The sequence below is a fragment of the Streptomyces sp. Tue6028 genome (assembly GCF_002300165.1).
GTDB lineage: Bacteria > Actinomycetota > Actinomycetes > Streptomycetales > Streptomycetaceae > Streptomyces > Streptomyces siamensis.
On the sequence record NZ_MLCE01000036.1, the window covers coordinates 193,892 to 218,311 of the forward strand.

Genomic DNA, 24,420 nt, shown 5'->3' on the forward strand with positions numbered 1-24,420 from the left:
CGCCCCCGGGCAGTTCAGACCGTGCCCACCAGGATCACCTCCAGGGTGCGCGGACCGTGCACCCCCTCGACCCGGTCGAGTTCGATGTCGCTGGTCGCCGAGGGGCCGGAGATCCAGGTCAGCGGGCGCTCCGGAGCGAGCCGGGCGAGTCCCTGCGGCACCGAGGAGACCACCTGGTCCGGGACGCGCACGACGCAGATGTGGTGGTCCGGCACCAGGGTGATCCGGCGACGGCCCTGATCGGGGCCGCCGTCGAGCACGATGGTGCCGGTCTCGGCGATCGCCACCGCGCACGCGGTGACCACGCTGTCCACCCGGTCGAGCTCGTGCGGGGTGGTCTCGGCGCGGTCCGCCACGCGCGTGACGTCCGTGTCCGCCAGCCACGACTCGTCCAGGCCCGGCGGGACCACCACGGAGGCCGAACCGCGCTCCGCGAGCAGCCCGGCGATCACACCCGGCAGTCCGTCCGCGTCGCAACGGTGCACCAGCGCCCGGTAGTCGGCCAGGTTCTCGGCGAGCAGCTCGACCGTCTCCGCGACACCGCGCTCCCCGTGCTCGCGCAGATAACTCCGCTCCACGGCCTGGTCGTACGGCGTGTCGTCGTGGCCCGTCTCCGCGAGCGCGCGCCGCACCCGGCCGAGAATCACATCCCTGCTGTTCACTTCGCGTCCTTTCCGCCCCGAGTGCGCTGCCACCAGTCGCGGAACGGCTCCGCGGGCACCGGCGGGAGATCACGGCTCGCGCTCCACGCCCTGCCGGGTCCCGGCAGCGTCCGCGGATGGAAGCGGCGCGTCCGCCCGGCGAGCCGCTGGCCGGTGCGCAGTGCGCCGGGGTGACTGAACGCCCAGCGCGCCGCCCGCATCGCCGCCCGCTCGGCGGCGTGCCCCTTGGCCGGCTTGAGGACGACCTTGTTGCCCTCGCGGGTCGCCGGGCCGCCCTGCGCGACCCGCTCCCGCAGATGCACGAGCACCTCCGGAATGTCGATGGCGACCGGACAGACCTCGTAGCAGGCGCCGCACAGCGAGGAGGCGTACGGCAGGGACGCGTCGATCTCCGAGGCGGTGCCCCGGAGTTGCGGGCTGAGGATCGCGCCGATCGGGCCCGGATAGACGGAACCGTAGGCGTGGCCGCCGGCCCGCTCGTACACCGGGCAGACGTTCAGGCACGCCGAGCAGCGGATGCAGCGCAGCGCCTGACGGCCGACCTCGTCGGCCAGCGTGTCGGTGCGGCCGTTGTCGAGGAGCACCAGATGGAAGGCCCGGGGCCCGTCCTCGTCGGTGGTACCCGTCCAGGTCGAGGTGTACGGGTTCATGCGCTCGGCCGTGGAGGAGCGCGGCAGCGTCTGCAGGAACACCTCCAGGTCCTGCCAGGTCGGCACGATCTTCTCGATGCCGACGACCGAGATCAGGGTCTCCGGGAGGGTCAGGCACATCCGGCCGTTGCCCTCGGACTCGACGACGACGAGGGTGCCGGTCTCGGCCACCATGAAGTTGGCGCCGGAGATGCCGACCTTGGCCCGCAGGAACTTCTCGCGCAGATGCAGCCGCGCCGCCTCGGCGAGCTCGGCGGGCGTGTCGGTCAGGCCGTCGGGGGCGGGGCGGCCCCACTCGCTCATCTCCCGGGCGAAGATGTCGCGGATCTCGCCGCGGTTGCGGTGGATCGCCGGGACCAGGATGTGCGAGGGCCGGTCCTTGCCCAGCTGCACGATGAGCTCGGCGAGGTCGGTCTCGTAGGCCCGGATGCCCTCCGCCTCCAGGGCTTCGTTGAGGCCGATCTCCTGCGTGGCCATCGACTTGACCTTCACGACCTCCGACTCGCCGGTCGCCAGGACCAGGCCGGCCACGATGCGGTTGGCCTCGTCGGCGTCGGCGGCCCAGTGCACGGTGCCGCCGGCCGCAGTGACCGACTCCTCCAACTGCACCAGGTAGCGGTCGAGATGACGGAGCGTGTGGTCCTTGATCCGCTTGCCCGCCTCGCGCAGCGCCGCCCAGTCGGACACCTCCGCGACCGCCTTGGCGCGCTTGGAACGGATGGTGTGCGTGGCGTGCCGCAGGTTGCCGCGCAGCGTGGCGTCGTGCACGGCCTCGTGCGCGGCCTTCGGAAACGCCGGCATGCCGACGAACGTCCCGCTCATGCCCAGGGCTCCTCTTCCGTGCTCGCCAGGATCTCCGCGATGTGCACCGGACGCATGCCCGTGTCGAGGCGGGTCATCGTGCCGCCGATGTGCATCAGACAGGAGTTGTCGGCCGCGCACAGCATCTCGGCACCCGTCGACGCGGCGTTGCGCACCTTGTCGGCGCCCATCGCGGCCGAGACGTCGGAGTTCTTGACGGCGAACGTGCCGCCGAAGCCACAGCACTCGTCGGCGCCGGGCAGCTCGCGCAACTCCAGTCCCCTGACGGCCTGGAGGAGGCGGCGCGGCCGGTCGCCGAGACCAAGGCTCCGCAGTCCGTGGCAGGTCGGATGGTAGGTGACCGAGTGCGGGTAGTAGGCGCCGACGTCGGTCACACCGAGCACGTCGACCAGGAACTCCGTCAGTTCGTACGTCTTCGGCACGACGGGCGCCAGCGTGGTCGCGAGGGTGTCGCCGCGGCCTTCGGCACGCGCCCGCTCACCCATCCGCGGATACAGCTCCCGCACCATCGCCCCGCAGGAGCCGGACGGGGTCACGATCGCCTCGTACTCCCCGAATACATCGGAGAAATGCCGGGCGAGCGGCTCTGCCTCATGGCGATATCCGGTGTTGTAGTGCGCCTGTCCGCAACATGTCTGGGCCATCGGGAAGTCGACGTCGACACCCAGTCTGGTCAGCAGTTTCACCACGGCGCGGCCTGTGTCCGGATACAGCGTGTCGTTGACACAGGTCAGGAACAGAGCGACACGCATCGCGGCTCCTCGTTGTCGATCATCGGATGAGTGCAGCCTACGCGGCGGGTGTGCGGAGCGGGAGACGCCGCGCACCCGCCGTGTGCGGGCGGCAAGGGTCAGTGTGCGGCGAGCCGTTCCTCGGCAGCACGCCAGGCCGCGGTGTCGCCGCGCGGTTCGTACCGCCGCAACGGCTGGGTCCGGGCGAGCAGTCGGCGCATGTGCGCGCGGTCGCCCACCTGGCCGTGCGCCCGCGCCTGGACCAGGACGTTGCCGAGTGCCGCCGCCTCCGCGGGGCCCGCGACGACGGGCAGCCCGCAGGCGTCCGCGGTCAGCCGGCACAGCAGATCGTTGCGGGCGCCGCCGCCCACGATGTGCACGACGTCGACCGGGTGGTCGGCGAGGGCCTGCGCCTCGGCGACCGCGCGGCGATGGGCGAGCGCGAGGGAGTCGAGGATGCAGCGCGTGATCTCCGCGGGGGACGTGGGCACCGGCTGGCCCGAGTCCCGGCAGGCATCGGCGATCCGCCGCGGCATCCGGCCCGGCGCCAGGAACGCCGCGTCGCCCGCGTCCACGACCGACCGCAGGGGTGTGACCTCGGCGGCGGCCGCGAGCAACCCGTCCAGGCCGGGGTCGCCCCACTCGCGCAGGCACTCCTGGAGCAGCCACAGCCCCATGATGTTCCGCAGATACCGGACCGTGCCGTCCAGCCCCAGCTCGTTCGTGAAGTTGGCCGCCCGGCTCTCCTCGGTGAGGACGGGCGCGTCCAGCTCCAGGCCCGCCAGGGACCAGGTGCCGGTGCAGATGTAGGCGAAGCGCTCACCGGCCGCGGGGACCGCGGCCACCGCCGAGGCGGTGTCGTGCGAGGCGACGGTCGTCACCGGGACCGGGCCGGTCAGCCCGGTCTCCTCCAGCACCCGCGGCAGCAGCAGGCCCGCCGGGTCGCCGGGGCGGCGCAGCGGCGCGAACAGCCCGAGATCGATGCCGAGCCGTTCGGCCGGCCCGTACGCCCAGTCGCGCGTCCTCGGGTCGATGAGCTGGGTGGTCGACGCGTTGGTGAGCTCGGTCCCGGCCTCGCCCGTGAGCCAGTACGTCAGCAGGTCCGGGACCAGCAACAGGCGCTCGGCGCGGGCGAACTGAGCCGACGAGCGGGCCGCCGCCAACTGGTAGAGCGTGTTGAAGGGCGCGTACTGGAGTCCGGTCGCCGCGTACAGCTCCGCGGCGGACACCGTCGCCCACACCTTCTCCGCGACACCCTCGGTACGGGAGTCCCGGTAGTGCACCGGGTTGCCGAGGAGCGCTCCGTCCGCGTCCAGCAGGCCGTAGTCGACGGCCCAGCTGTCGATGCCGACCGAGTCGACCTGGCCGGCGGCGCGCAGCCCCTCCAGGACGCCCGCGTACAGGCCGAGGACGTCCCAGCGCAGGCCCTCGGGGAGGCGGACCGGCCGGTTCGGGAAGCGGTGCGCCTCGGCGAGGTCCAGCGAGTCGGGCCCCACGCGGCCGACCATGACGCGTCCGCTGGACGCGCCGAGGTCGACCGCGGCGTACGTGCGGTGCACAGCCGTCACCGCAGGAACGCGGCGGCGACGCCCGCGTCGACCGGGACGTGCAGGCCCGTGGTGTGCGTCAGCTCCCCGCCGGTCAGCGCGAACACCGCGTTCGCGACATGCTCGGGCAGCACCTCCCGCTTGAGGATCGTCCGCTGGGCGTAGAACTCGCCGAGCTTCTCCTCCTCGATGCCGTAGGTCGCCGCGCGCTGCGCGCCCCAGCCGCCGGCGAAGATCCCCGACCCGCGGACCACCCCGTCGGGATTGACGCCGTTGACCCGGATGCCGTGCTCGCCCAGTTCGGCGGCCAGCAGCCGCACCTGGTGCGCCTGGTCGGCCTTGGTCGCCGAGTAGGCGATGTTGTTGGGTCCGGCGAAGACCGCGTTCTTCGAGGCGATGTAGACGATGTCGCCGCCGAGGCCCTGCCGGGTCATCACCCGCGCCGCCTCGCGCGAGACGAGGAACGAGCCGCGGGCCATGATGTCGTGCTGGAGGTCCCAGTCCTTCGCGGTGGTCTCCAGCAGCGGCCTGGAGATGGAGATGCCCGCGTTGTTGACGACCAGGTCGACGCCGCCGAAGGCCAGCACCGCCGCCTTGAAGGCCTCGGTGATCTGCTCCTCGGACGTCACGTCGACGGTGACGGCGACGGCCTTGTCGGGGCCGCCGAGCTCCTCGGCCACGGCGGCGGCGTTCTGGGCGTTCAGGTCGGCGACGACCACACAGGCGCCCTCGGCCACCAGCCGGTGCGCGATCGCCTTTCCGATGCCGCTGCCGGCGCCCGTCACCAGCGCCACGCGCGTCGCGAGCGGCTTGGGCTTCGGCATCCGCTGGAGCTTGGCCTCCTCCAGGGCCCAGTACTCGATGCGGAACTTCTCCGACTCCTCGATCGGCGCGTACGTGGAGACGGCCTCGGCGCCCCGCATCACGTTGATCGCGTTGACGTAGAACTCGCCCGCCACGCGGGCCGTCTGCTTGTCCTTGCCGAAGGAGAACATGCCGACCCCGGGGACCAGCACGATCGCCGGGTCCGCGCCGCGCATCGCGGGGGAGTCGGGCAGCGCGTGCCGCTCGTAGTAGGCCGCGTACTCCTCGCGGTACCCGGCGTGCAGCTCCTTCAGCCGGGCGACCGCCTCGTCGAGGGGCGCGGTCGGCGGCAGGTCGAGGACGAGCGGCCGGACCTTCGTGCGCAGGAAGTGGTCCGGGCAGGAGGTGCCGAGCGCGGCGAGCCGCGGGTGCTCGGCGCGGGCGAGGAAGTCGAGCACGACGTCCGCGTCGGTGAAGTGACCGACCTGCGGGCGGTCCTCGGACGCGATCGCCCGGACGTACGGCGCCAGCGCCGCGGCCCGGTCGCGACGGCCGGCCTCGTCGAGGGCCTCGTAGCCCTCGACGACCGGGCCGAAGGGCTCCGCCGCGCCGCGCTCGGCGAGGAACGTCTCCGCGGTGCGGATGATGTGCAGCGAGTTGCGCTCGCACTCCTCGGCCGTGGCGCCCCACGCGGTGATGCCGTGGCCCCCGAGGACGCAGCCGATCGCCTGCGGGTTGGCCTCCTTGACCGCCGCGATGTCCAGGCCGAGCTGGAAGCCGGGGCGCCGCCAGGGCACCCACACCACGTTGTCGCCGAAGCACTCGGCGGTCAGCTTCTCGCCGTCGGCCGCGCAGGCGAGCGCGATGCCGGAGTCGGGGTGCAGGTGGTCGACGTGCGGTGCGTCCACCAGGCCGTGCATCGCGGTGTCGATGGACGGCGCGGCGCCGCCCTTGCCGTGCAGGCAGTAGTCGAACGCGGCGACCATCTCGTCCTCGCGGTCGACGCCCGGGTAGACGTCGGTGAGCGCGCGCAGCCGGTCCAGGCGCAGCACCGCGAGACCGGCCTCGGTCAGGGTGCCCAGGTCGCCGCCGGAGCCCTTGACCCACATCAGCTCGACGTCGCCGCCGGTCACGGGGTCGGTGTCGGTGCCCTTGGCGGAGGCGTTGCCGCCCGCGTAGTTGGTGTTGCGGGGATCCGAGCCGAGCCGGTGCGACCGGGCCAGCAGAGCGGCGGCTTCGGGATGGGATGCCATGTTCCTGATCCTTTGGAAGTGAGGAGACGTGCCCGGGTGCGCACCCGGGGGAGGGCGCCCTTCAGGGGCGCGGGGGACCGCGCGACCGGCCCGACGCGGCCCGCGGGCCGTGGGCGGCGGGCGGCGCGGAACTACGCCCCCCAGCCCGCCTGCTGCCCGCCGACCCGCTCGGCGGCGATCCGCTCCGCCCAGCCGGACCGGCGGTAGGCGGCGACCGGGTCGGGGTCGAGCCCGAGCTCCGAGCGCACCTCGGCGAGCAGCGGCCGTACGTCCGTGTTGTAGGCGTCCATGAGCACCGCGTTGGCGGCGAGCACGTCGCCCTCGCGCTGCGCGGCGGCCAGGGCGTCGCGGTCGACGAGGAGGGCCTTCGCCGTGGCCTCCTGGACGTTCATCACCGAGCGGATGATCGCGGGGATCTTCGCCTCGATGTTGTGGCACTGGTCGAGCATGAAGGCGACGTCCGGGGTGAAGCCGCCGCCGCGGATCACCTCGTACATGATCCGGAAGAGCTGGAAGGGGTCGGCGGCGCCCACCATCAGGTCGTCGTCGGCGTAGAAGCGGGAGTTGAAGTCGAAGGCTCCGAGCTTCCCCTCGCGCAGCAGCGTGGCGACGATGAACTCGATGTTGGTGCCCGGGGCGTGGTGTCCGGTGTCGACGACGACCTGTGCCTTGGGGCCCAGCTTGAGGCAGTGCGCGTAGGCCGTGCCCCAGTCCGGGACGTCGGTCGCGTAGAAGGCCGGCTCGAAGAACTTGTACTCCAGGAGCATGCGCTGGTCTTCGCCGAGCCGCCCGTAGACCTGGGCGAGGCTCTCGGCGAGCCGGTCCTGGCGCTCACGGATGTCGTCCTGGCCGGGGTAGTTCGTGCCGTCCGCGAACCAGAGCTTCAAATCGTTCGAACCCGTGGCGTCCATGATGTCCACGCACTCGAAAAGGTGGTCGAGGGCCTTGCGGCGCACCGACGCGTCCGGGTGGCAGACCGAGCCGAGCCGGTAGTCGTCGTCCTGGAAGGTGTTGGAATTGATCGCGCCCAGCTTCAGGCCGCGCTCCTGAGCGTGCTTGGCCAGGGCCTCGTAGTCGTCGACCTTGTCCCAGGGGATGTGCAGCGCGACCGTCGGGGCCGCGCCGGTGAACTCGTGCACCTTGGCGGCGTCGTCCAGCTTCTCCTGCGGGGTGCGGGGGACCCCGGGTTGCGCGAACACCTTGAACCGGGTCCCCGAGTTCCCGTACGCCCACGACGGCGTCTCGACGGCCTGGGTCTTGAGCGCGGCCTTCACCGCGGCGAGCTCGGTCACTTCGGGACTCCTACGACTTCGGATCTGAAAAGGACTGCTGGGGCGGATCTCTTCGGGCGGGCCCCGAACGGGTCCGGACGGGCTCGTGCGACGGGCTGTGCGAAGAGCGACTTGCGGTGCTTCCAGAGGGGCTGATGGGACGGCTACCTGCGACGACTGTCTGAAACGATTCAGAAGGCGAAGCTATGAGCCGTCCGAGGGGCTGTCAACCCCTGCGGCGCAGGCCGTTCTCCGTGACTCTGTTGTGACCTTTGACCATCGAAAAATTTCGACACGAACCCATTGACGTGACCTGGGTGACATGCCTAACGTCCCGGCAACCCAATTGAAACCTTTCACGACGCTGTGGGGCCGTCCCGCCGACGTCGTCGAGGAGCCCCTCATGACCCACCCGTCCGATACGGGTCCGGCCCCCGTGCTGGCGCTCAAGGACATCTCGAAGTCCTTCGGCGCCGTGCGCGCCCTGCGGGACGTGTCCCTGGAACTGTTTCCCGGCGAGGTGCACGCGCTCGCCGGAGAGAACGGCGCGGGCAAGTCGACCCTCATCAAGACACTCGCCGGCGTGCACCGACCGGACGCCGGCCAGGTGCTGCTGGACGGTGAGTCCACCGTCTTCCACGGACCCGCCGACGCCCGCGACGCGGGCATCGCGGTGATCTACCAGGAGCCCACGCTCTTTCCCGACCTGTCGATCGCCGAGAACATCTTCATGGGCCGCCAGCCCCGGCGCGCCCTCGGCCGCATCGACCACAAGGCGACCCACGCCGCGACCCTGGCCCTGATGCAGCGCCTCGGAGTCGAGCTCGACCCCGACCGCCCCGCCCGCGGCCTGTCCATCGCCGACCAGCAGATCGTGGAGATCGCCAAGGCCCTCTCCTTCGACGCCCGCGTCCTGATCATGGACGAGCCGACCGCCGCCCTCACCGGCAGCGAGGTGGCCCGCCTCTTCGGCGTCGTGCGCACCCTGCGCGACCAGGGCTCGGCGGTGCTGTTCATCTCGCACCGCCTGGAGGAGATCTTCCAGATCTGCGAGCGCGTCACCACCCTGCGCGACGGCGCCTGGATCGCCAGCGAGCCGCTGGACGGCATGACCGAGGACGACCTGGTGCGCCGGATGGTCGGCCGCGACCTCGACGAGCTCTACCCCAAGCAGGACGTCCGGGCCGGCGAGGTCGCCCTGAGCGTGCGCCGGCTGACCCGCGAGGGCGTCTTCACCGACGTCTCCTTCGAGGTGCGGCGCGGCGAGATCGTCGGCCTCGCCGGCCTCGTCGGCGCGGGCCGCACGGAGGTGGCGCGGGCCGTGTTCGGCGTCGACCGCTGGGACGGGGGCGAGGTCGAGGTCGACGGCAGGACGTTGACCAACGGCGCACCCTCGACGGCCATGGCCGCCGGACTGGCCCTCGTCCCCGAGGACCGGCGTGCCCAGGGCCTGGTGATGGACATGTCCATCGAGCGGAACATCGGCCTGACCGGTCTGCGCAGCACGGTGCGGGCCGGCCTGATGGACCGCGGTGCCGAGCGCAGCCGTTCCCTCGACTGGGCCGTCAAGCTCCAGGTGAAGTACGCCAGGATCGCGGACACCGTCTCCACGCTCTCCGGCGGCAACCAGCAGAAGGTCGTCCTCGCCAAGTGGCTCGCCACCGGCCCCAAGGTGCTGATCGTCGACGAGCCGACCCGTGGCATCGACGTCGGCACCAAGGCCGAAGTGCACCGCCTGCTCAGCGAGTTGGCCGCCGACGGGGTGGCCGTCCTGATGATCTCCTCCGATCTGCCCGAGATCCTCGGCATGGCGGACCGCGTGCTGGTGATGCACGAGGGCCGGCTCACCGCCGAGATCCCACGCTCCGAAGCCACCGAGGAAACCGTGATGGCCGCAGCCACCGGGAGGGCCGCATGACGGTGACCGCTCCCAACCCCGCCCCCGCCGCCGAGGTGCCCAGGTCGAGCGGTACACGGCTGGTCGACCGCGTCTTCAAGATGCGCGAACTGGCCATCCTGATCGTCTTCCTGGTGATGATCGCCATCACCCAGGCGGGCAACAGCCACTTCCTGTCCGAGCAGGGCATCAAGGACCTGCTCCTGAACGCGACGATCCTCGTCCTGGTCGCCACCGGACAGTCGCTCGTCGTCATCACCCGCAACGTCGACCTGTCGGTCGGCTCGACGCTCGGCATCAGCGCCTTCGCGGCCGGCACCTATCTCCAGGGCGGCGGGAACCCCGTCGTCGCCGTGTTCCTCTCGGTCCTGCTCGGCATCGCCTGCGGACTCGTCAACGGAACGCTCGTCAGCCTCGGCCAGGTACCCGCGCTCGTCGTCACCCTCGGCACCCTCTACATCATCCGCGGCATCGACTCCATCTGGGTCGGCTCCCGGCAGATCACCGCGGCCGACCTGCCCGGCTCCTTCGTCGACTTCGGCTCCGGCGGCATCTCGGCCGTCCCCTACCTCGCGCTGATCGCGCTGGCGGTGCTGCTGGTCACCGCGTACTACCTCAAGCACTTCGGCAGCGGCCGCGAGCTGTACGCGCTGGGCTCCAACCCGGAGGCCGCCCGCCTCGCCGGCATCCCCGTCCGCAAGCGCATCCTGACCGCGTACGTGGTGTGCGGGGGCCTCGCCGGACTCGCGGGCGCCCTGTACCTCGCCCGCTTCGGCAACGTCGACTCCGGCACCGGGAACGGCTACGAACTCACCGTCGTCAGCGCGGTCGTGGTCGGCGGGGTCGTCTTCACCGGCGGTTCCGGCAGCGTCTACGGCGCCGCGCTCGGCGCCCTGCTGCTCACCTCGATCAACAGCGTGCTGCCCGCCCTCGGCGTCAGCTCCGTCTGGGTGCTCGCCATCAACGGCATCCTGCTCATCCTCGCCATCGCGGTCGACCGGGTCGTCGCGCTGCGCGTGGCCTCCGCACTGAAGAAGAGGAACGCCCGCCATGGCTGACTCGCCCCTCGCGCGCGCCGTCCGCTGGGACACGGTCGTCGGCGCCCTCCTCATCGTCCTGCTGCTGTTCTCCTTCGGCTTCGTCGACGGTTTCGGCAACGCCCTCAACCTGTCGTTCCTGATCGGCAACACGCTGCCCATCGCGCTGATCGCCCTGCCGATGACCCTGCTCGTGGTGGCGGGGGAGATCGACCTGTCCGTCGCCTCCACGGCCGGCCTGTCCGGCGCGGTCATGGGAGCCCTGTGGAACCAGGGCATGTCCATCGAGACGATCATCCCGCTGTGCCTGCTCCTGGGCGTGGTGTGCGGCCTGGTCAACGGTCTGCTGGTGACCCGGCTCGGACTGCCCTCCCTCGCCGTCACGATCGGTACGCTCGCCGCCTACCGGGGCGTCGCGCAGATCGTGCTCGGCTCGGACGCCGTCACCGACTTCCCCACGCAGTACCTCGACTTCGCGGCCGGACGCATCGGCGACACGTTCCTGCCGCAGGCGTTCCTGCCCTTCCTGGTGCTGCTGGCCGTCGCCGTGGTCGTCCTGCACGCCACCCCGTTCGGGCGCTCCGCGTTCGCGGTCGGCGCCAACGAGGAGGCCGCGCGGTTCGCCGGCGTCCGCGTGAAGCGGCAGAAGCTGATCCTGTTCGTCGCGACCGGCTTCATGGCCTCGCTCACCGGGGTCTTCTGGGCCCTGCACTACGCCAGTGCCCGGTACGACAACGCCACCGGACTCGAACTCTCCGTCGTCGCGGCCGTCCTGCTCGGCGGCATCGACTTCGACGGCGGCAAGGGCACGCTCGGCGGCGCGATCGCCGGCGTCTTCCTCCTCGGCGCCCTGCAGAACGTGATGAGCCTCCTGAACGTCTCCGCGCAGTCGCAGATCGTCGTCACCGGCGTCCTGCTCGTCGTCTCCGTGCTCGGCCCCCGGGTCGCACGGCAGATCTCCGTGGCACGGGCGGGCCGCAGGGCGGCCACGACGCAGACCTAGCCGCCCCGCCCCCGCCCGTTCCACCCGCTCACGACGCACCCACCCGTTCCCGGCGCACCCGCCGGACCGGCCGTCCGACGGCCGCCGGCCGTCCCCGGCCGGCCGCGCCGACGCGGCGGAGCCGCACACCGAGACAGTCCCGCGCCCCGTCGGGGGCGCACCCCCTCCCTCCCGAAAAGGACCCGCCATGCGCAAGTCGTCGATCCGTCGCAGCTGCGCGGCCCTCGCCGCCGTCACCTCGCTCGCCCTGGCCGTCACCGCCTGCGGTGGCACCACCAAGAACGACGTCAAGGACTCCGGCGGCTCGGCCGCCACCGCGGGCAAGGCCGACCCGAACGCGGCCACCAAGAAGGGCCTGACCGTCGGCTTCCTGCCCAAGCAGGTCAACAACCCGTACTTCACCTCCGCGGACAAGGGCGGCGAGAAGGCGCTCGAGGAACTCGGCTCCAGCTACAAGGAGGTCGGCCCCAGCAGCGCCACCGACACCAGCAGCCAGGTCAGCTACGTCAACACGCTGACCCAGCAGCAGGTCGACGCGATGGCCGTGTCCGCGCAGGACCCGGGCGCCCTGTGCACGGCGCTCAAGCAGGCGATGACGAACAAGATCAAGGTCGTCACCTACGACTCGGACACCAAGACCGACTGCCGCAACGCCTTCGTCTCGCAGGCCAGCGCCGAGGACCTGGGCCGCACCGAGGTGCAGCTGCTCGCCGAGCAGATCGACTACAAGGGCGAGATCGCGATCCTGTCCGCCGCGCAGACCGCGACGAACCAGAACACCTGGATCGACTTCATGAAGGACGAGCTGAAGGACCCCAAGTACAAGGACATCAAGCTGGTCAAGGTCGCCTTCGGCAACGACGACGCCCAGCAGTCCTTCCAGCAGACCCAGGGCCTTCTCCAGGAGCACCCGAACCTCAAGGGGATCATCTCCCCGACCACGGTCGGCATCAAGGCCGCAGCGCAGTACCTGTCCGGCTCGAAGTACAAGGGCAAGGTCAAGCTGACCGGCCTCGGCACCCCGAACGACATGCGCAAGTACGTCAAGAACGGCACCGTCGACGCCTTCGAGCTGTGGGACCCGGCGAAGCTCGGCGAGCTCGCGGCCCGTACGGCCGTGGCCCTGTCCTCCGGGCAGATCACCGGCAAGGAGGGCGAGACCTTCAAGGCCGGCGACATGGGCACCTTCACCATCGGCAAGGACGGCGTGATCAACCTGGGCAAGCCGACCGTGTTCGACGCCAAGAACATCGACCAGTTCGGCTTCTGATTCCTCAAGGGGTGTTGATGCAACGCGTGTGCTTCCTGCTGAAGGTCAGGGCGGACCGCCTCGACGAGTACCGCGAGCGGCACGCCGCCGTGTGGACCGAGATGTGCGAGGCGCTCTCGGCCACCGGCTGGCACAACTACTCGCTCTTCCTGCGCGAGGACGGCCTGCTCGTCGGCTACCTGGAGACCGAGGACTTCGCCGCGGCCCAGGCGGGCATGGAGGCCACCGACGTCAACGCCCGATGGCAGGCGGAGATGGCGCCGTTCTTCGAATCGCTGGACGGCGCCCGACCCGACGAGGCCATGAAACCGCTCACCGAAGTCTTCCATCTCGCCTGAGCAGGACCCCTCGCATGAGACGACGCACTCCGCCCACGACGGCCCGCGCGGTCGGCCCGCGGTCCTTCGGGCGCACCTACCGGACACCGCCGCACGGCGGCGGAGGGTCCGACATCCACGCCGATGCCGTCGTCGACGGGACAGCCGTCGTCGACGGGACGGCGGTCCCGCGGGACGCACCCCTCTTCCCGGTCCTCCGGGAGGGGTCCGGCGGGACCACGCCCTCGTCACCGCACCCCGGTCCCCGGTCAGGGCGCGGCACCGCACGGCGCCGGCGTCGGGCTGTCCGCGTGACCACCGGTTCCGGCCCGTGCGCGGGTAATGTGAGGGCCTGCCCGCCGCAACTCGTTTCCCTGGAGGTTTGCGCCTGATGGCCCAGTCGGTGGGTATCAAGGACGTCGCCCGTGCCGCCGGAGTCTCCGTCGGCACGGTCTCGAACGTGATCAACCGCCCCGACACGGTCGCCTCGGAGACCCGGGCGCGGGTGCTGTCCGCCATAGACCGGCTCGGCTATGTGCGCAGCGAGTCCGCCCGTCAGCTGCGGGCCGGACGCAGCCGGATCATGGGCCTGCTCGTCCTGGACATGGGCAACCCGTTCTTCGTCGACGTCGCGCGCGGCGCGGAGCGCGCCGCGCGCGACGCGGGGCTCGGCGTGATGGTCTGCAACAGCGCGCAGAGTGCCGGCGAGGAGGCCGACTACCTGTCGCTCTTCGCCGAGCAGCGGGTGCGCGGGGTGCTGCTGACGCCGACCGACGCGAGCGGGCGCAACATCGACGCGTTCCGCCGCAACGGCATCCCGTTCGTGCTCGTCGACCGGGTCGCCGACGGCACCACCGAGTGCTCCGTCTCGGTGGACGACGTAGCGGGCGGCGCCCTGGCGGTACGGCACCTCGTGGACGCCGGCCACCGGTCCATCGCCTACGTGAGCGGCCCGCCCGGACTCAACCAGGTGCGGGACCGCCGCACGGGCGCCCTGAACGCCTTGGCGGAGGCCGGACTGGGCCCCGACTGTCTGCGCGAGCTGCCCACCGAACGCCTCGACGTGTCCGATGGTCGCGACGCCGGCGCCCGCCTCCTCGGTCTCGCCGAGCGGCCCACCGCCGTCTTCTGCGCCAACGACCTGCTCGCCCTCGGCGTCCTGCAGGCCATGTACGCGGCGGGCGTCGGCGTGCCCGACGACCTCGCCATCGTGGGCTACGACGACATCGAGTTCGCCGCCGCGGCGGCGGTACCGCTGACCTCGGTGCGCCAGCCCGCCGTGACCATGGGCGCGCTCGCCGCCGAGCTGCTCCTGGAGGAGATCGAGACGGAGACCGCTCCGCACGAGCACCGCCGTGTGGTGCTCCAGCCGGAGCTGGTCGTGCGCCGCTCCAGCCTCTCCGCGCGCTGAGCGGCCGTTCAGTTGCCGGGGATGCCGGCGGGCGGCAGCCGCAGCGGTGCGGGCTGAGCGGCTGTTCAGTAGATTTTCTTGATCCCGGGGCCCACCGCCTCAGGAACATGTGCTCAACTGGGACACGGCCTGGAATCCGTACGTCTCGGGAGCCCTGTTGTCCGTCAGCTACCGTCAGCCCGGTGTGGTCCTCACCGACCACCGCTTCGCCGTGCCCCTCGACCACGACGACCCGGCGGGGGAGAGCATCGAGCTCTTCGCCCGTGAGGTCGTCGCGAGCGACAAGGCGCACCAGGACCTCCCCTGGCTCGTCTACCTCCAGGGCGGTCCCGGCTTCGGCGCCAACCGTTTCATCGGCCAGCAGGCCTGGCTCGGCCGCGCGCTGAAGGAGTTCCGGGTGCTGCTGCTGGACCAGCGCGGCACCGGACACTCCACGCCCGCCAACCGGCAGACCCTCCCGCTGCGCGGCGGCCCCCGCGAGCAGGCCGGCTACCTCGCGCACTTCCGCGCCGACTCCATCGTCCGCGACTGCGAGGCCATCCGGCCCCGCCTCACCGGCGGCGCCCCGTGGACCGTCCTCGGCCAGAGCTTCGGCGGCTTCTGCACGGTCCACTACCTGTCCGCCGCCCCGGAGGGGCTGAGCACCGCCGTCATCACCGGCGGCCTGCCCTCCCTGGACGCGCACGCGGACGACGTGTACCGGGCGGCGTACCCGCGCATCGAGCGCAAGGTCGCCGCGCACTACGCGCGCTACCCGCAGGACGTCGAGCGGGCGCGCCGGATCGCGGAGTACCTGCTCCAGCACGAACCGGTCCTGAACGGCGGCTACCGCCTGACCGTCGAGGCCTTCCAGTCGCTCGGCATCCTGCTCGGCGGCAGCGAGGGCAGCCACCGCCTGCACTACCTGCTGGAGGAGGCCTTCGTCCGCACCCCGCAGGGCCCGGCGCTCTCCGACGCTTTCCAGGAGGACGTCCAGAGCCTGCTGTCGTACGCCGGACATCCCCTGTACGCGCTCGTCCACGAGGCCTGTTACGCCCAGGGCGACCGGCCCACCGCATGGTCCGCCGAGCGGGTGCGCGCCGAGTTCCCGCAGTTCGACGCGGCCAAGGCCCTCACGGACGACGGCCCGGTGCTGTTCACCGGGGAGTCCGTGCACCCCTGGACGTTCGAGACCGACCCGGCCCTGCGGCCGCTGCGCGAGACCGCCGAGGAACTGGCGACCCGCACCGACTGGCCGGCGCTGTACGACCCGGCCCGCCTCGCCGCGAACGAGGTGCCGGTCGCCGCTGCCGTCTACCACGACGACATGTACGTCGACGCCGAGCACTCCCTGCGCACGGCGCGCGACGTCCGGGGCGTGCGGACCTGGGTGACGGACGAGTTCGAGCACGACGGCGTGCGGGCGGGCGGGCCGCGCGTCCTGGACCGGCTGCTGGCGCTCGCGCGCGACGAGGTCTGAGATTCCCGGGTCCCTCTAGACTTCTGACGGACTGTCAGGAGTCGTCGGAGTTCCGAGGGGGCACGGTGATCGACACCACGCGCACGGACATCCCGGAGGGCGAGGAGCGGCTGCGCCTCGACGTCGAGGACGACGGCATCGGCGTCCTCACCCTCTGCCGCCCGGCCAAGCTGAACGCGTGGAGCTGGGAATCCACCCGTCAGCTGGGCCTGTTCGCCGACCGGATCCGCTTCGACGAGTCGATCCGGGTGGTCCTGCTGCGGGCCGAGGGCCGGGCCTTCTGCGCTGGCATCGACGTCACGGCGCCGGGCGGGGCGATCACCGGCCGCACCGGCGCCGAGCGGTTCCGCAACTACTACGAGGGCATCCGCTGGGCGCACGAACGGTTCGCGGCCTTCGCCCGCCTGCCGCAGCCGGTCGTCGCCGCTGTCCGCGGCCACTGCCTCGGGTTCGGCTTCGAACTCGCCCTCATGGCGGACGTCCGCGTCGCCGCCGACGACGCGGTGTTCGCCCTGCCCGAGACCCGGCTCGGGGTCGCGGTCGACGCGGGCGGAGACCTGCGGATCGCGCGCGAGGCGGGAGCGGGGTGGGCGAAACTCCTCGCGCTGACGGGGCGGCGGATCGACGCGGCCACGGCCGAACGCCTCCGCCTCGTCCAGCTCGTCACCACGCCCGACGAGACGGAGGCGACCGCCCGCGGTCTCGCGGCGGAGATCGCGGCGAACGCGCCGCTCGCCGTGCAGGGCGTGAAGCACGACATCGACGCGTACACCGACGCCGGGCTCGCCGCGGCCCTCGACCGCGCCGCCGTCTCGGCGGCGCTCACGCTCACCTCCGAGGACGCCCGCGAGGGGTACGCGGCGAAGGGTGCGCGCCGCACGGTCCGCTTCGAGGGGAAGTGACCGTCCGGGACCCGGGCTCAACCGGTGAAGGGTCCCCGCCCCAGCTGGTCCCGCAGAGGTACCACCGGCGGGCTGACGAGCTCCCGGCGCTGCCAGTTCGCGCCGTCCACCACCAGGGTGTGGCCCGTGATGAACCGGGCGTAGGGGGACGCGAGGAAGGTCGCCGCCCAGCCGAGCTCCCTCGGCGCGCCGACCCGGAGGGCCGGCTGGCGCGCGTCGTGCGCGCCGGCCCGCTCCAGCGGCCCGCGGATGTCCCCGGTCATGTCCGCGTGCGGCATGAGCCCCGGCACCAGCCCGTTGACCTGGATCCCGTACGGCCCCCACTCCACGGCCAGTGTCCGGACCAGGGCGCCCACGCCGGCCTTGGCCGCGGCGCTGTGCGCGAAGCCGGGGCCGCCCGTCCAGGCGTACGACGCGCCCACGTCGACGACCGAGCCCGGCGTGCCCGCGGCGAGATGACGGCGGCCGAACTCACGCGTCATGAGGAACGTGCCGGTCAGGGTGATGTCGACGACCGCCCGCCACGCGTTGGGCGACATGTCCTCGGCGGGCACCGGGAAGTTGGCCGCCGCGTTGTTGACCAGCACGTCGGGCGGTCCGCACAGGTCGAACACCTCGGCGACGCGCCCCGCGTCCCGGATGTCGCACACGGCGGTCGTCACCCGCGCGCCCAGCGCCGTCAACTCCTCGCGCGCGGACCGCAGATGTTCCTCGCCGCGGCTGACGACCACCAGGTCGGCGCCCAGCCGCGCGAACTCGGCGGCGATCGCCCTGCCCAGGCCGGTGCCGCCTCCGGTGACCAGGACCAGGGAGCCGTCGTACGTGCCCGGGGGCAGCGCGCTCGCACCGAGCGGCGGAGGGGCGGGCAGGCCGGGGAGGGAGGTGTCGTCCATGGCCGTCTCGATACCGCCTGCGCCGCCAGATCTCCAGAGACAGGGAGCGCCTTCCGGCCGGACCGGGACGCGCTCGGCACCCGTCACGGTGCGCGGAGGACGGGCGGTGGCGCGTGCGGCTCCGTCACGGCACGCCGCGGCCGGGCGGACGAGTGGTCCGGACGAGGGCGTCGCCCCAGTTCAGGGCGGTCCGATCGGCTCAGTACGCTGGGTGCATGCGAGAAGACAGGGGAGCGGTCCCCGGGCGGCGGCTGGAACTGCTCAAGGCCGACTGCGGTGAGTGCTTCGGGCTGTGCTGCGTCGCCCTGCCGTTCTCCCGCTCCGCGGACTTCGCCCTGGACAAGGACGCGGGCAGACCGTGCCCGAACCTGAAGACGGACTTCCGCTGCGGCATCCACACGCGGCTGCGCGAGGAGGGCTTCACCGGCTGCACGGTGTACGACTGCTTCGGCGCGGGGCAGAAGGTCTCCCAGGTCACGTTCGGCGGCCAGGACTGGCGCTCGGGCTCCGCGGCTGACGCCCGGCAGATGTTCGACGTGTTCCCGGTCGTCCGGCAGCTCCACGAACTCCTGTGGTACCTGAGCGAGTCCCTGACGCTCCCCGCCGCCCGGCCGGTCCACACGGACGCGCGCCGCGCGCTCGACGAGACGGAGCGGCTCACCCGCCTGAGCCCGCAGGAGCTGGCCGACCTGGACGTGGGCGCCCACCGCCGGGAGGTCAACGTGCTCCTGCTGCGGGTCAGCGAGCTCGCCCGCGCGGGAGTGGGCCGGGGCCGGAAGAAGGACCGCCGCGGCGCCGACCTGATGGGGGCCCGCCTCAAGGGCGCGGACCTGCGGGGCGCCGACCTGCGCGGTGCCTACCTCATCGCCGCCGACCTGACCGGCGCCGATCTGCGCGGCGCGGACCTGATCGGCGCCGATCTGCGGGACACCGACCTCATGGACGCCGACCTGACCGGCGCGTTCTTCCTGACCCAGCCGCAGCTGAATGCGGCCCGCGGCAGCGCGGACACCAGGCTTCCGGAGTCAGTCAGCCGCCCGGGCCACTGGACCGCCCGCGGCTGAGGCCTCCCGCCGGACCGGAGCACGTCGCTCCAGCCGCAGCCGCAGCCCCTGCGGCATCAGCGTCAGCCGCTCCGCGACCCGCAGCCGGTAGCCGGGGTCGGGCAGCAGCTCGTAGCGGCGCAGCAGCAGCCCGAGGACCAGCGTCGCCTCGTGCAGGGCGAACTGGCGGCCGATGCAGGCCCGCGCCCCGGTGCCGAACGGCTTGAAGGTGTGCGCGGGCCGGGCCCGTACCGCCGTCGCGTCGAAGCGGTCGGGGTCGAACTGCTCGGCGTCGGCACCCCACACCTCCGGGTCGCGGTGCAGCATCGCCGTCAGGACCAGCGTCCAGGCGCCCTGCCGCATCGGATGGATGTCACCGAGCACGGTGTCCTGCCGGGCCTCGCGGGCGAAGGCGGGTGCCGTCGGCCACAGGCGCAGCGCCTCGTCCAGGACGCGGCGGACGTAGCGCAGCTTGGCCACCTGGTCGTAGCCGGGCCGGTCCGTGTCGCCCCAGACGCGGTCGACCTCGGCACGGGCGCGCGCCGCGACCTGCGGGTGCAGCGCGAGGTAGTGCAGGGCGAAGGACAGCGCGCCCGACGTGGTCTCGTGTCCCGCGACCAGGAAGGTGATGACCTGCCGGCGGATGTTCTCCGGCGCCAGCCGTTCACCGGTCTCGGGGTGGGCGGTGTCCAGCATCCGGTCGAGCAGGTCGCCGTCACCGCCGCCGGAGCCTCGGGCCGCGACGACCGCGTCCACCGTGCGATTCAGATACGTGATGTCCGCCTCGTTGCGGCGTGCGGCGCCGCGCAGCAGCAGGGGAGCCAGCGGGCCGGGGATGCTGTTGAGTCGCTGTGCGTACGTCAGGGTGCCCACCATGGCGTTCACGAAGGGGTGCGGCCGGGAGCGCTCGAAGGAGCCGAAGTCGTGGCCGAAGCCGGTCCGGGCGATCGTCTCCAGGGTCAGCTTCGTCATGTCGCCGGGCACGTCCACCGCGCGCCCCGCCGCCTGCTCCCGGTCCCAGTGGTCCGTCAGCCGCTCGGTGACGGCCAGCATCATCGGGTGGTAGCCCTCCATGGCGTCGCGGCTGAAGCCGGGGGCGAGGACGTCGTGCGCCAGCTGCCAGTTGGGCTCGTGGTTGTAGGCGGTGAACAGGCCGTCCCCGGCCACCGGGCGCAGGTTCGCGACGCCCAGACCCACGTGCTTGGCGAACCGTGCCTCGTCCGCCAGGTCGGCCGCGAGGTCCGCGCCCCAGACGAAGACGATCTCCTTGCCGAAGATCTTGCGCCGGAAGATCGGCCCGAGCAGGTGTCCGAAGCGCATGGAGTCCTGGACCGGGGAGCGCGGACTCACGCCCAGCACGTCGCCGGCCAGCGGGACACGGCGCGGCGGGTGCGGGATGCGGTGCAGCTCCGGCCAGCCCAGCTCAGCGCTGCGGAACCCCCTGGGCGGCGCGTCCTCCGTCGTCCGAGCCATCAGCCATCTCCCTTGTGCCTGGGACGGGTTGGGTCTGTTGTACGTGGGTTCAATAGCGGAATTCAGTCTGGTCCCGTTGTTGAACCGACGTCAAGTACAGTGCGGGCATGGCGGGGAAGCAGGGGGAACGCGCACGGCGCCGGCTCAGCACCGAGGAGCGCCGGGAGCAGCTCCTGTCCGTCGGGGCGTGCCTGTTCTCGGAGAGCCCGTACGACGACGTGTGGATCGAGCAGGTCGCGGAGATCGCCGGCGTCTCGCGCGGACTGCTGTACCACTACTTCCCGACGAAGCGGGACTTCTTCGCCGCCGTCGTCGAGCGGGAGAGCGGCCGGATGCTGCGGATGACCGCGGCCGTGCCGGGAGTTCCGGTGCGCGAGCAGCTCGGCGCGGGCCTCGACACCTTCCTCGGCTACGTGGAGGAGCACGCGCACGGCTTCCGCGCCTTCCATCGTGCCGACGCGGCGGGCGACCAGGCCGTGCGCAGGGTCTACCGGCAGGCGCTGGCCGCGCAGGAGCGGCAGATCCTGGAGGCGCTCGCCGCCGACCCGGAGCTCGGCCGGCTGGCCGAGGAGCGCCCCGAACTCCGGATCGCCGTCCGCGGATGGCTGGCCTTCACCACGGCCGTGTGCCTGGAGTGGCTCAGGGGTGCGGACCTGACCCGGGAGCAGGTGCGTGACCTGTGCGCGCGGGCGTTGCTCGGCGCCATCGACCCCTGAGGCGGCACGGCCCGAACGGGACGGCGCGCGGACAGGGGTGGTCCAGGAACGGCGAGGCGTGGTTGGCGTATGCCCGGATCTTCGATAGGTTAGGCAAGCCTTACCTAAGGAGGAATTGATGGGTGACCGTCACGCCTGGACGGCCGCGCCCAGCGCGGCGGAATGTGCCCGATCGATGCTCGCCGTGGCCTGGTCCTGCGCGGTGACCGCGCAGGGCGGCCGCGAGGAGTTCGTCGGCGCGCACACCGTCGCCGCGGACGGCCGGGTGCTCCTGCACGTACCGGAGGACAGCGCACTCCTCGCCGCCGCGATCTGCGCGCCGCGCGGCGAGCCGTCCGCCGTCCTGGAGTTCGCCGACGCCGCTCCCGTACCGCTGCGCAACCGCATCCGCGCCCGGCTGTGGCTCGCCGGATGGTGCGCCCCCGAGGACGGGCAACTGGCCTTCCGGCCGACGCGCGCCGTGCTGCGCCGCCCGTCGGGGACGGTCGTGCTCGACCTCGACGAGTTCGCCGACGCCCGCGCCGACCCCCTCGCCACCGCCGAGGCCCGGCTGCTCACCCACCTCGCCGAGGCCCATCCGGACGCGGTCGAGCGGCTGACCCGGCTGGTCGAGCCGGACAGCCTGCACGGCGCGGTGTGCGTCCAGCCGCTCGCCGTCGACCGGCACGGACTGACCCTGCGCATCGAGCGGGCGCGCGGCAACGGCGACGTACGCCTGCCCTTCCACGCACCCGCCGACGACGTCTCCGAGCTCACCGAACGCATGCACGTCCTGCTCACGCAGGCGAGCTCGGCCTCCTGCCCGCGCCCCCTACAGTGGCAGCGCGCAGACGGCGACCGGTGAGGCGAACGGCTCGCCCGCGAGCCGCAGTCCACCGTCCGCGGCGTCGACGTGGAAGACGCTGACGGTGCCCGACCGCTGGTTCGCCGCGAACAGCAGCCGGCCGTCCGGGGAGAACGCGATGTGGCGCGGGAAGTCCCCGCCCACCGGCACCGTGTCCAGCAGCCTGAGCCGGCCGCCGTCCGCCTCGACGGCGTAGCGCGTCAGGCTGTTGTGGCCGCGGTTGGCGAGATACGCGTACGCCCCGTCGGCCGTCACCAGGATCTGGGCCGGGTAACTCGTGCCCTCGCCCGTGCCCGTGGACTGCGGATCGCCCACCGTGAGCCGCCCGGTGGCCGGGTCGTAGCCGCAGACCGCGACGGTGTTGTCGACCTCGTTGGCGAGGTAGGCGTGGTGGCCGTCGGGGTGGAAGGTGAGGTGGCGTGGGCCCGCGCCCGGCCGTGTGTGTGCCTGCGACACCTCGGTGAGTGTGCCCTTCGACCGGTCCAGCCGGTAGGTGTAGACCGTGTCGGTGCCGAGGTCGACGGCGAGCACGTGGTCGCCGTCCGGCCCGGTGATGAACTGGTGTGCGTGCGGGCCCTGTTGGCCCGGCCCGGGTGCCGGGCTGGAGTGCGTGACGAGGTCGGTGCGCTCGCCGAGCGCGCCCGAGACGTCGATCGGGTGCACGGCCACGCTGCCCGACCCGTAGTTCGCGCTCAGCAGCCAGCGCCCGCTCGGATGCACGGACAGATGGCAGGGACCCGCACCGCCGGTGGAGCGGGTGCCGAGCACCGAGGGCTTCTGGCCGCCCGCGCGCAGCCGTACGGCCGTCACGCCGCCGTCCTCCCGCTCGTCGACGGCGTACAGCGTGCGGCCGTCGGGGTGCGGTGCGAGGTACGACGGATCGCCGACGCCGGTGACGGTGCCGGCGCCGGTGACACGGCCCGTCGTCGGGTCGTAGGAGGCGATGCCGACCCCGGTGCCGCCGCCGTCGACCGAGGTGTAGGTGCCGAGGAACAGCGGGCGCGGACCGGGGCGGGAGCCCTGCGCGGGGGAGCGTGAGGCGGTCGGCGCGGGTGCGGCCGGAGCGGGCGCCGCCCCTGATGGCGCTGCCCCGGGGGCGGCCGGCGCCGGCACCGTCGTCACGGCGGCGGCTCCCGCGAGCACGCCCACGAAGCGGCGCCTGGTCCAGCCGCCGCCCTGGCCCGGGGACGGTCGCGCGTCACTGCTCATGCCTGCACCTCAGGTGTCGATTGCCTCGGCCGTGACAGCCACCTTGGCGTGCGGCACCCTGCGCATGCAAGACCGGCAATGCGCGTTGCGCCCTGCGCAACGCGCGGCCGTGCCCCCGTGGCGCCTACCAGTCGCCGTCCTCGACCGGCTTGCCCGGCGCGTCCCCGAGCGGCTTGACCTGGTGCGGCGAGGGCTGCTGCCAGGGCTCGTGGTCGTCGCCCAGCCACTCGCCCACCGGCTGCACCGAACCCAGCGCGTCCGTCGGGGCCAGGTCCGCGGCGTCCTGGTCGTAGTAGTCGAACCAGGGGAGCCCCGCGCGCGTGTAGGCGGCGCGGTCGACGGGGGACGGCGGGGCCGCCTCGCCGGTGATCCGGCGCCACTCGGGCGGCGTCACGAGGTGGACGAAGACGCGCCCCGCCGGTTCCTCGGCCCAGGCCTTGAGCGGCCGGTCGTCACGGTAGACCTCCTGGCGCATCGAGCCGCCGACGCCGAGCCCCATCGCCGGGGCGCTCCGCGCACGCCCCGCCGGGGCCGCCGCGGGGGCGGGGACCGCGCCCGGCGCCGCCGGCGCGGCCATCGGATAGGCGGCGCCGTACCCACCGCCGGGCGGCGGCATGAAGCTGCGCTCCTGGGCCCGGCGCCGCTCCTCCTCGCGCCACGCCGCCAGCTCCGCGTCGTTGAGCGGGAAGGACTGGAGCTGGACGCCGCCCCACACCTCCTCGCCGGTGACCTGGCCCTCGACCGTGGCCCCCAGACCCAGCGGCACCGCCACGAACTGGCGGACCGTGCCCTTGCCGGAATTGATCCCGTCCAGCCACGGCTGTCGGGGGAGAACCACGTAATTCTGCGGCTTCCGCGTGAGACGGGAGCTCCACCTCTTGCCCGAGATCGCGCACACCTTGCCGACGCCGACCTGCAACGCCGCAGGCTCCGATGACCCGGCGAAATTCAGCCACATCGCCTCGCGCAGATACACCGGCAGCATCACCCCGCCGCGTGACCGCCATGCGGCGGGCACGGTGTCCGGGTAGTCCTCGACGCGGCGCACCGGGAACTCGCCGAGCCCCGGAGGCAGGGCGTGCGTGCCGGTCTCCGGCAGTCGCAGGGTCCGCATGAACCGCACCTGCACCCCGCCCGGCAGTCGCAGCGTGTTCCCGTCGATCCGTACGGCTTCCTCGGTCATGGGACCGCCCCCTCCTCGTCGTA

The 24,420-nt window shown here is 72.6% G+C and carries 21 protein-coding genes; 11 read left to right on the forward strand and 10 right to left on the reverse strand.

The window, feature by feature from the left end; all coding sequences use genetic code 11:
* Nucleotides 1-14: 14 nt before the first annotated feature.
* The 6 genes from BKI49_RS33640 to rhaI form a co-directional block, all read right to left on the reverse strand.
* A complete protein-coding gene (locus tag BKI49_RS33640) occupies nt 15-662 on the reverse strand; it encodes a LutC/YkgG family protein (protein ID WP_095938085.1) in 648 nt (215 codons plus the stop codon).
* Entirely contained in the window at nt 659-2,134 is a 1,476-nt protein-coding gene (locus BKI49_RS33645) for a LutB/LldF family L-lactate oxidation iron-sulfur protein (RefSeq protein WP_095938086.1), read from the reverse strand. Before BKI49_RS33645 ends, BKI49_RS33640 begins: the two co-directional genes overlap by 4 nt.
* Entirely contained in the window at nt 2,131-2,886 is a 756-nt protein-coding gene (locus BKI49_RS33650) for a (Fe-S)-binding protein (protein ID WP_095938087.1), read from the reverse strand. The genes BKI49_RS33645 and BKI49_RS33650 overlap by 4 nt, the downstream gene beginning before the upstream one ends.
* A 98-nt stretch (nt 2,887-2,984) precedes the next feature.
* On the reverse strand, nt 2,985-4,373 hold the full coding sequence (locus tag BKI49_RS33655) for a rhamnulokinase (protein ID WP_095938148.1): 1,389 nt from the start codon (nt 4,371-4,373) through the stop codon (nt 2,985-2,987).
* A 56-nt stretch (nt 4,374-4,429) separates the two neighbouring features.
* On the reverse strand, nt 4,430-6,469 hold the full coding sequence (locus BKI49_RS33660; RefSeq protein ID WP_095938088.1) for a bifunctional aldolase/short-chain dehydrogenase: 2,040 nt from the start codon (nt 6,467-6,469) through the stop codon (nt 4,430-4,432).
* Nucleotides 6,470-6,600: 131 nt separating this feature from the next.
* Entirely contained in the window at nt 6,601-7,761 is a 1,161-nt protein-coding gene (gene rhaI / locus BKI49_RS33665) for an L-rhamnose isomerase (RefSeq protein ID WP_095938089.1), read from the reverse strand.
* A gap of 382 nt (nt 7,762-8,143) precedes the next feature.
* On the opposite strand from rhaI, the gene BKI49_RS33670 reads away from it, so the two are divergent.
* The 8 genes from BKI49_RS33670 to BKI49_RS33705 all read left to right on the forward strand — a co-directional run bounded on the left by BKI49_RS33670 (nt 8,144) and on the right by BKI49_RS33705 (nt 17,036).
* Nucleotides 8,144-9,658, forward strand: coding sequence for a sugar ABC transporter ATP-binding protein (locus BKI49_RS33670; RefSeq protein ID WP_095938090.1), 1,515 nt, complete (start codon nt 8,144-8,146; stop codon nt 9,656-9,658).
* Entirely contained in the window at nt 9,655-10,695 is a 1,041-nt protein-coding gene (locus tag BKI49_RS33675) for an ABC transporter permease (RefSeq protein WP_095938091.1), read from the forward strand. Before BKI49_RS33670 ends, BKI49_RS33675 begins: the two co-directional genes overlap by 4 nt.
* On the forward strand, nt 10,688-11,677 hold the full coding sequence (locus BKI49_RS33680; protein ID WP_028798687.1) for an ABC transporter permease: 990 nt from the start codon (nt 10,688-10,690) through the stop codon (nt 11,675-11,677). Before BKI49_RS33675 ends, BKI49_RS33680 begins: the two co-directional genes overlap by 8 nt.
* Before the next feature lie 187 nt (nt 11,678-11,864).
* Entirely contained in the window at nt 11,865-12,947 is a 1,083-nt protein-coding gene (rhaS, locus tag BKI49_RS33685) for a rhamnose ABC transporter substrate-binding protein (RefSeq protein ID WP_095938092.1), read from the forward strand.
* A gap of 17 nt (nt 12,948-12,964) precedes the next feature.
* A complete protein-coding gene (locus BKI49_RS33690; RefSeq protein WP_095938149.1) occupies nt 12,965-13,285 on the forward strand; it encodes an L-rhamnose mutarotase in 321 nt (106 codons plus the stop codon).
* A 370-nt stretch (nt 13,286-13,655) separates the two neighbouring features.
* Nucleotides 13,656-14,675: a LacI family DNA-binding transcriptional regulator gene (locus BKI49_RS33695; protein WP_095938093.1), complete on the forward strand. Its 1,020-nt coding sequence runs from the start codon at nt 13,656-13,658 to the stop codon at nt 14,673-14,675.
* A gap of 157 nt (nt 14,676-14,832) precedes the next feature.
* Nucleotides 14,833-16,134, forward strand: a complete 1,302-nt coding sequence (locus BKI49_RS33700; protein ID WP_095938150.1) for an alpha/beta fold hydrolase — start codon at nt 14,833-14,835, stop codon at nt 16,132-16,134.
* Between the two features lie 65 nt (nt 16,135-16,199).
* A complete protein-coding gene (locus BKI49_RS33705; protein WP_095938094.1) occupies nt 16,200-17,036 on the forward strand; it encodes an enoyl-CoA hydratase/isomerase family protein in 837 nt (278 codons plus the stop codon).
* Nucleotides 17,037-17,053: 17 nt separating this feature from the next.
* Here BKI49_RS33705 and BKI49_RS33710 read toward each other — a convergent pair whose 3' ends face one another.
* Nucleotides 17,054-17,929, reverse strand: coding sequence for an SDR family oxidoreductase (locus BKI49_RS33710; protein WP_095938095.1), 876 nt, complete (start codon nt 17,927-17,929; stop codon nt 17,054-17,056).
* A 215-nt stretch (nt 17,930-18,144) separates the two neighbouring features.
* On the opposite strand from BKI49_RS33710, the gene BKI49_RS33715 reads away from it, so the two are divergent.
* Entirely contained in the window at nt 18,145-18,993 is an 849-nt protein-coding gene (locus tag BKI49_RS33715) for a pentapeptide repeat-containing protein (RefSeq protein ID WP_095938096.1), read from the forward strand.
* Here BKI49_RS33715 and BKI49_RS33720 read toward each other — a convergent pair.
* Nucleotides 18,955-20,445, reverse strand: coding sequence for a cytochrome P450 (locus tag BKI49_RS33720; protein ID WP_095938097.1), 1,491 nt, complete (start codon nt 20,443-20,445; stop codon nt 18,955-18,957). The genes BKI49_RS33715 and BKI49_RS33720 overlap by 39 nt on opposite strands.
* Nucleotides 20,446-20,552: 107 nt before the next feature.
* Here BKI49_RS33720 and BKI49_RS33725 point away from each other — a divergent pair, with 107 nt between their 5' ends.
* Entirely contained in the window at nt 20,553-21,161 is a 609-nt protein-coding gene (locus BKI49_RS33725; protein ID WP_095938098.1) for a TetR/AcrR family transcriptional regulator, read from the forward strand.
* Nucleotides 21,162-21,279: 118 nt separating this feature from the next.
* Nucleotides 21,280-22,005, forward strand: coding sequence for a DUF2470 domain-containing protein (locus BKI49_RS33730; protein WP_095938099.1), 726 nt, complete (start codon nt 21,280-21,282; stop codon nt 22,003-22,005).
* On the opposite strand, the gene BKI49_RS33735 is transcribed toward BKI49_RS33730, so the two are convergent.
* On the reverse strand, nt 21,973-23,214 hold the full coding sequence (locus tag BKI49_RS33735; RefSeq protein WP_095938100.1) for a lactonase family protein: 1,242 nt from the start codon (nt 23,212-23,214) through the stop codon (nt 21,973-21,975). The genes BKI49_RS33730 and BKI49_RS33735 overlap by 33 nt on opposite strands.
* Nucleotides 23,215-23,338: 124 nt before the next feature.
* Nucleotides 23,339-24,397 carry a hypothetical protein gene (locus BKI49_RS33740; protein WP_095938101.1) on the reverse strand — a complete coding sequence of 353 codons (1,059 nt, stop codon included), beginning with the start codon at nt 24,395-24,397 and terminating at the stop codon, nt 23,339-23,341.
* Nucleotides 24,398-24,420 lie beyond the last annotated feature (23 nt).

Coding starts and splice junctions, on each gene's coding strand:
- BKI49_RS33645 (WP_095938086.1), bottom strand. CDS start 2,134: ATGAGCGGGACGTTCGTCGGCATGCCGGCGTTTCCGAAGGCCGCGCAC.
- BKI49_RS33650 (WP_095938087.1), bottom strand. CDS start 2,886: ATGCGTGTCGCTCTGTTCCTGACCTGTGTCAACGACACGCTGTATCCG.
- BKI49_RS33655 (WP_095938148.1), bottom strand. CDS start 4,373: ATGGTCGGCCGCGTGGGGCCCGACTCGCTGGACCTCGCCGAGGCGCAC.
- BKI49_RS33660 (WP_095938088.1), bottom strand. CDS start 6,469: ATGGCATCCCATCCCGAAGCCGCCGCTCTGCTGGCCCGGTCGCACCGG.
- BKI49_RS33670 (WP_095938090.1), top strand. CDS start 8,144: ATGACCCACCCGTCCGATACGGGTCCGGCCCCCGTGCTGGCGCTCAAG.
- BKI49_RS33675 (WP_095938091.1), top strand. CDS start 9,655: ATGACGGTGACCGCTCCCAACCCCGCCCCCGCCGCCGAGGTGCCCAGG.
- BKI49_RS33680 (WP_028798687.1), top strand. CDS start 10,688: ATGGCTGACTCGCCCCTCGCGCGCGCCGTCCGCTGGGACACGGTCGTC.
- rhaS (WP_095938092.1), top strand. CDS start 11,865: ATGCGCAAGTCGTCGATCCGTCGCAGCTGCGCGGCCCTCGCCGCCGTC.
- BKI49_RS33690 (WP_095938149.1), top strand. CDS start 12,965: ATGCAACGCGTGTGCTTCCTGCTGAAGGTCAGGGCGGACCGCCTCGAC.
- BKI49_RS33695 (WP_095938093.1), top strand. CDS start 13,656: ATGGCCCAGTCGGTGGGTATCAAGGACGTCGCCCGTGCCGCCGGAGTC.
- BKI49_RS33710 (WP_095938095.1), bottom strand. CDS start 17,929: ATGGACGACACCTCCCTCCCCGGCCTGCCCGCCCCTCCGCCGCTCGGT.
- BKI49_RS33715 (WP_095938096.1), top strand. CDS start 18,145: ATGCGAGAAGACAGGGGAGCGGTCCCCGGGCGGCGGCTGGAACTGCTC.
- BKI49_RS33720 (WP_095938097.1), bottom strand. CDS start 20,445: ATGGCTCGGACGACGGAGGACGCGCCGCCCAGGGGGTTCCGCAGCGCT.
- BKI49_RS33725 (WP_095938098.1), top strand. CDS start 20,553: ATGGCGGGGAAGCAGGGGGAACGCGCACGGCGCCGGCTCAGCACCGAG.
- BKI49_RS33730 (WP_095938099.1), top strand. CDS start 21,280: ATGGGTGACCGTCACGCCTGGACGGCCGCGCCCAGCGCGGCGGAATGT.
- BKI49_RS33735 (WP_095938100.1), bottom strand. CDS start 23,214: ATGAGCAGTGACGCGCGACCGTCCCCGGGCCAGGGCGGCGGCTGGACC.
- BKI49_RS33740 (WP_095938101.1), bottom strand. CDS start 24,397: ATGACCGAGGAAGCCGTACGGATCGACGGGAACACGCTGCGACTGCCG.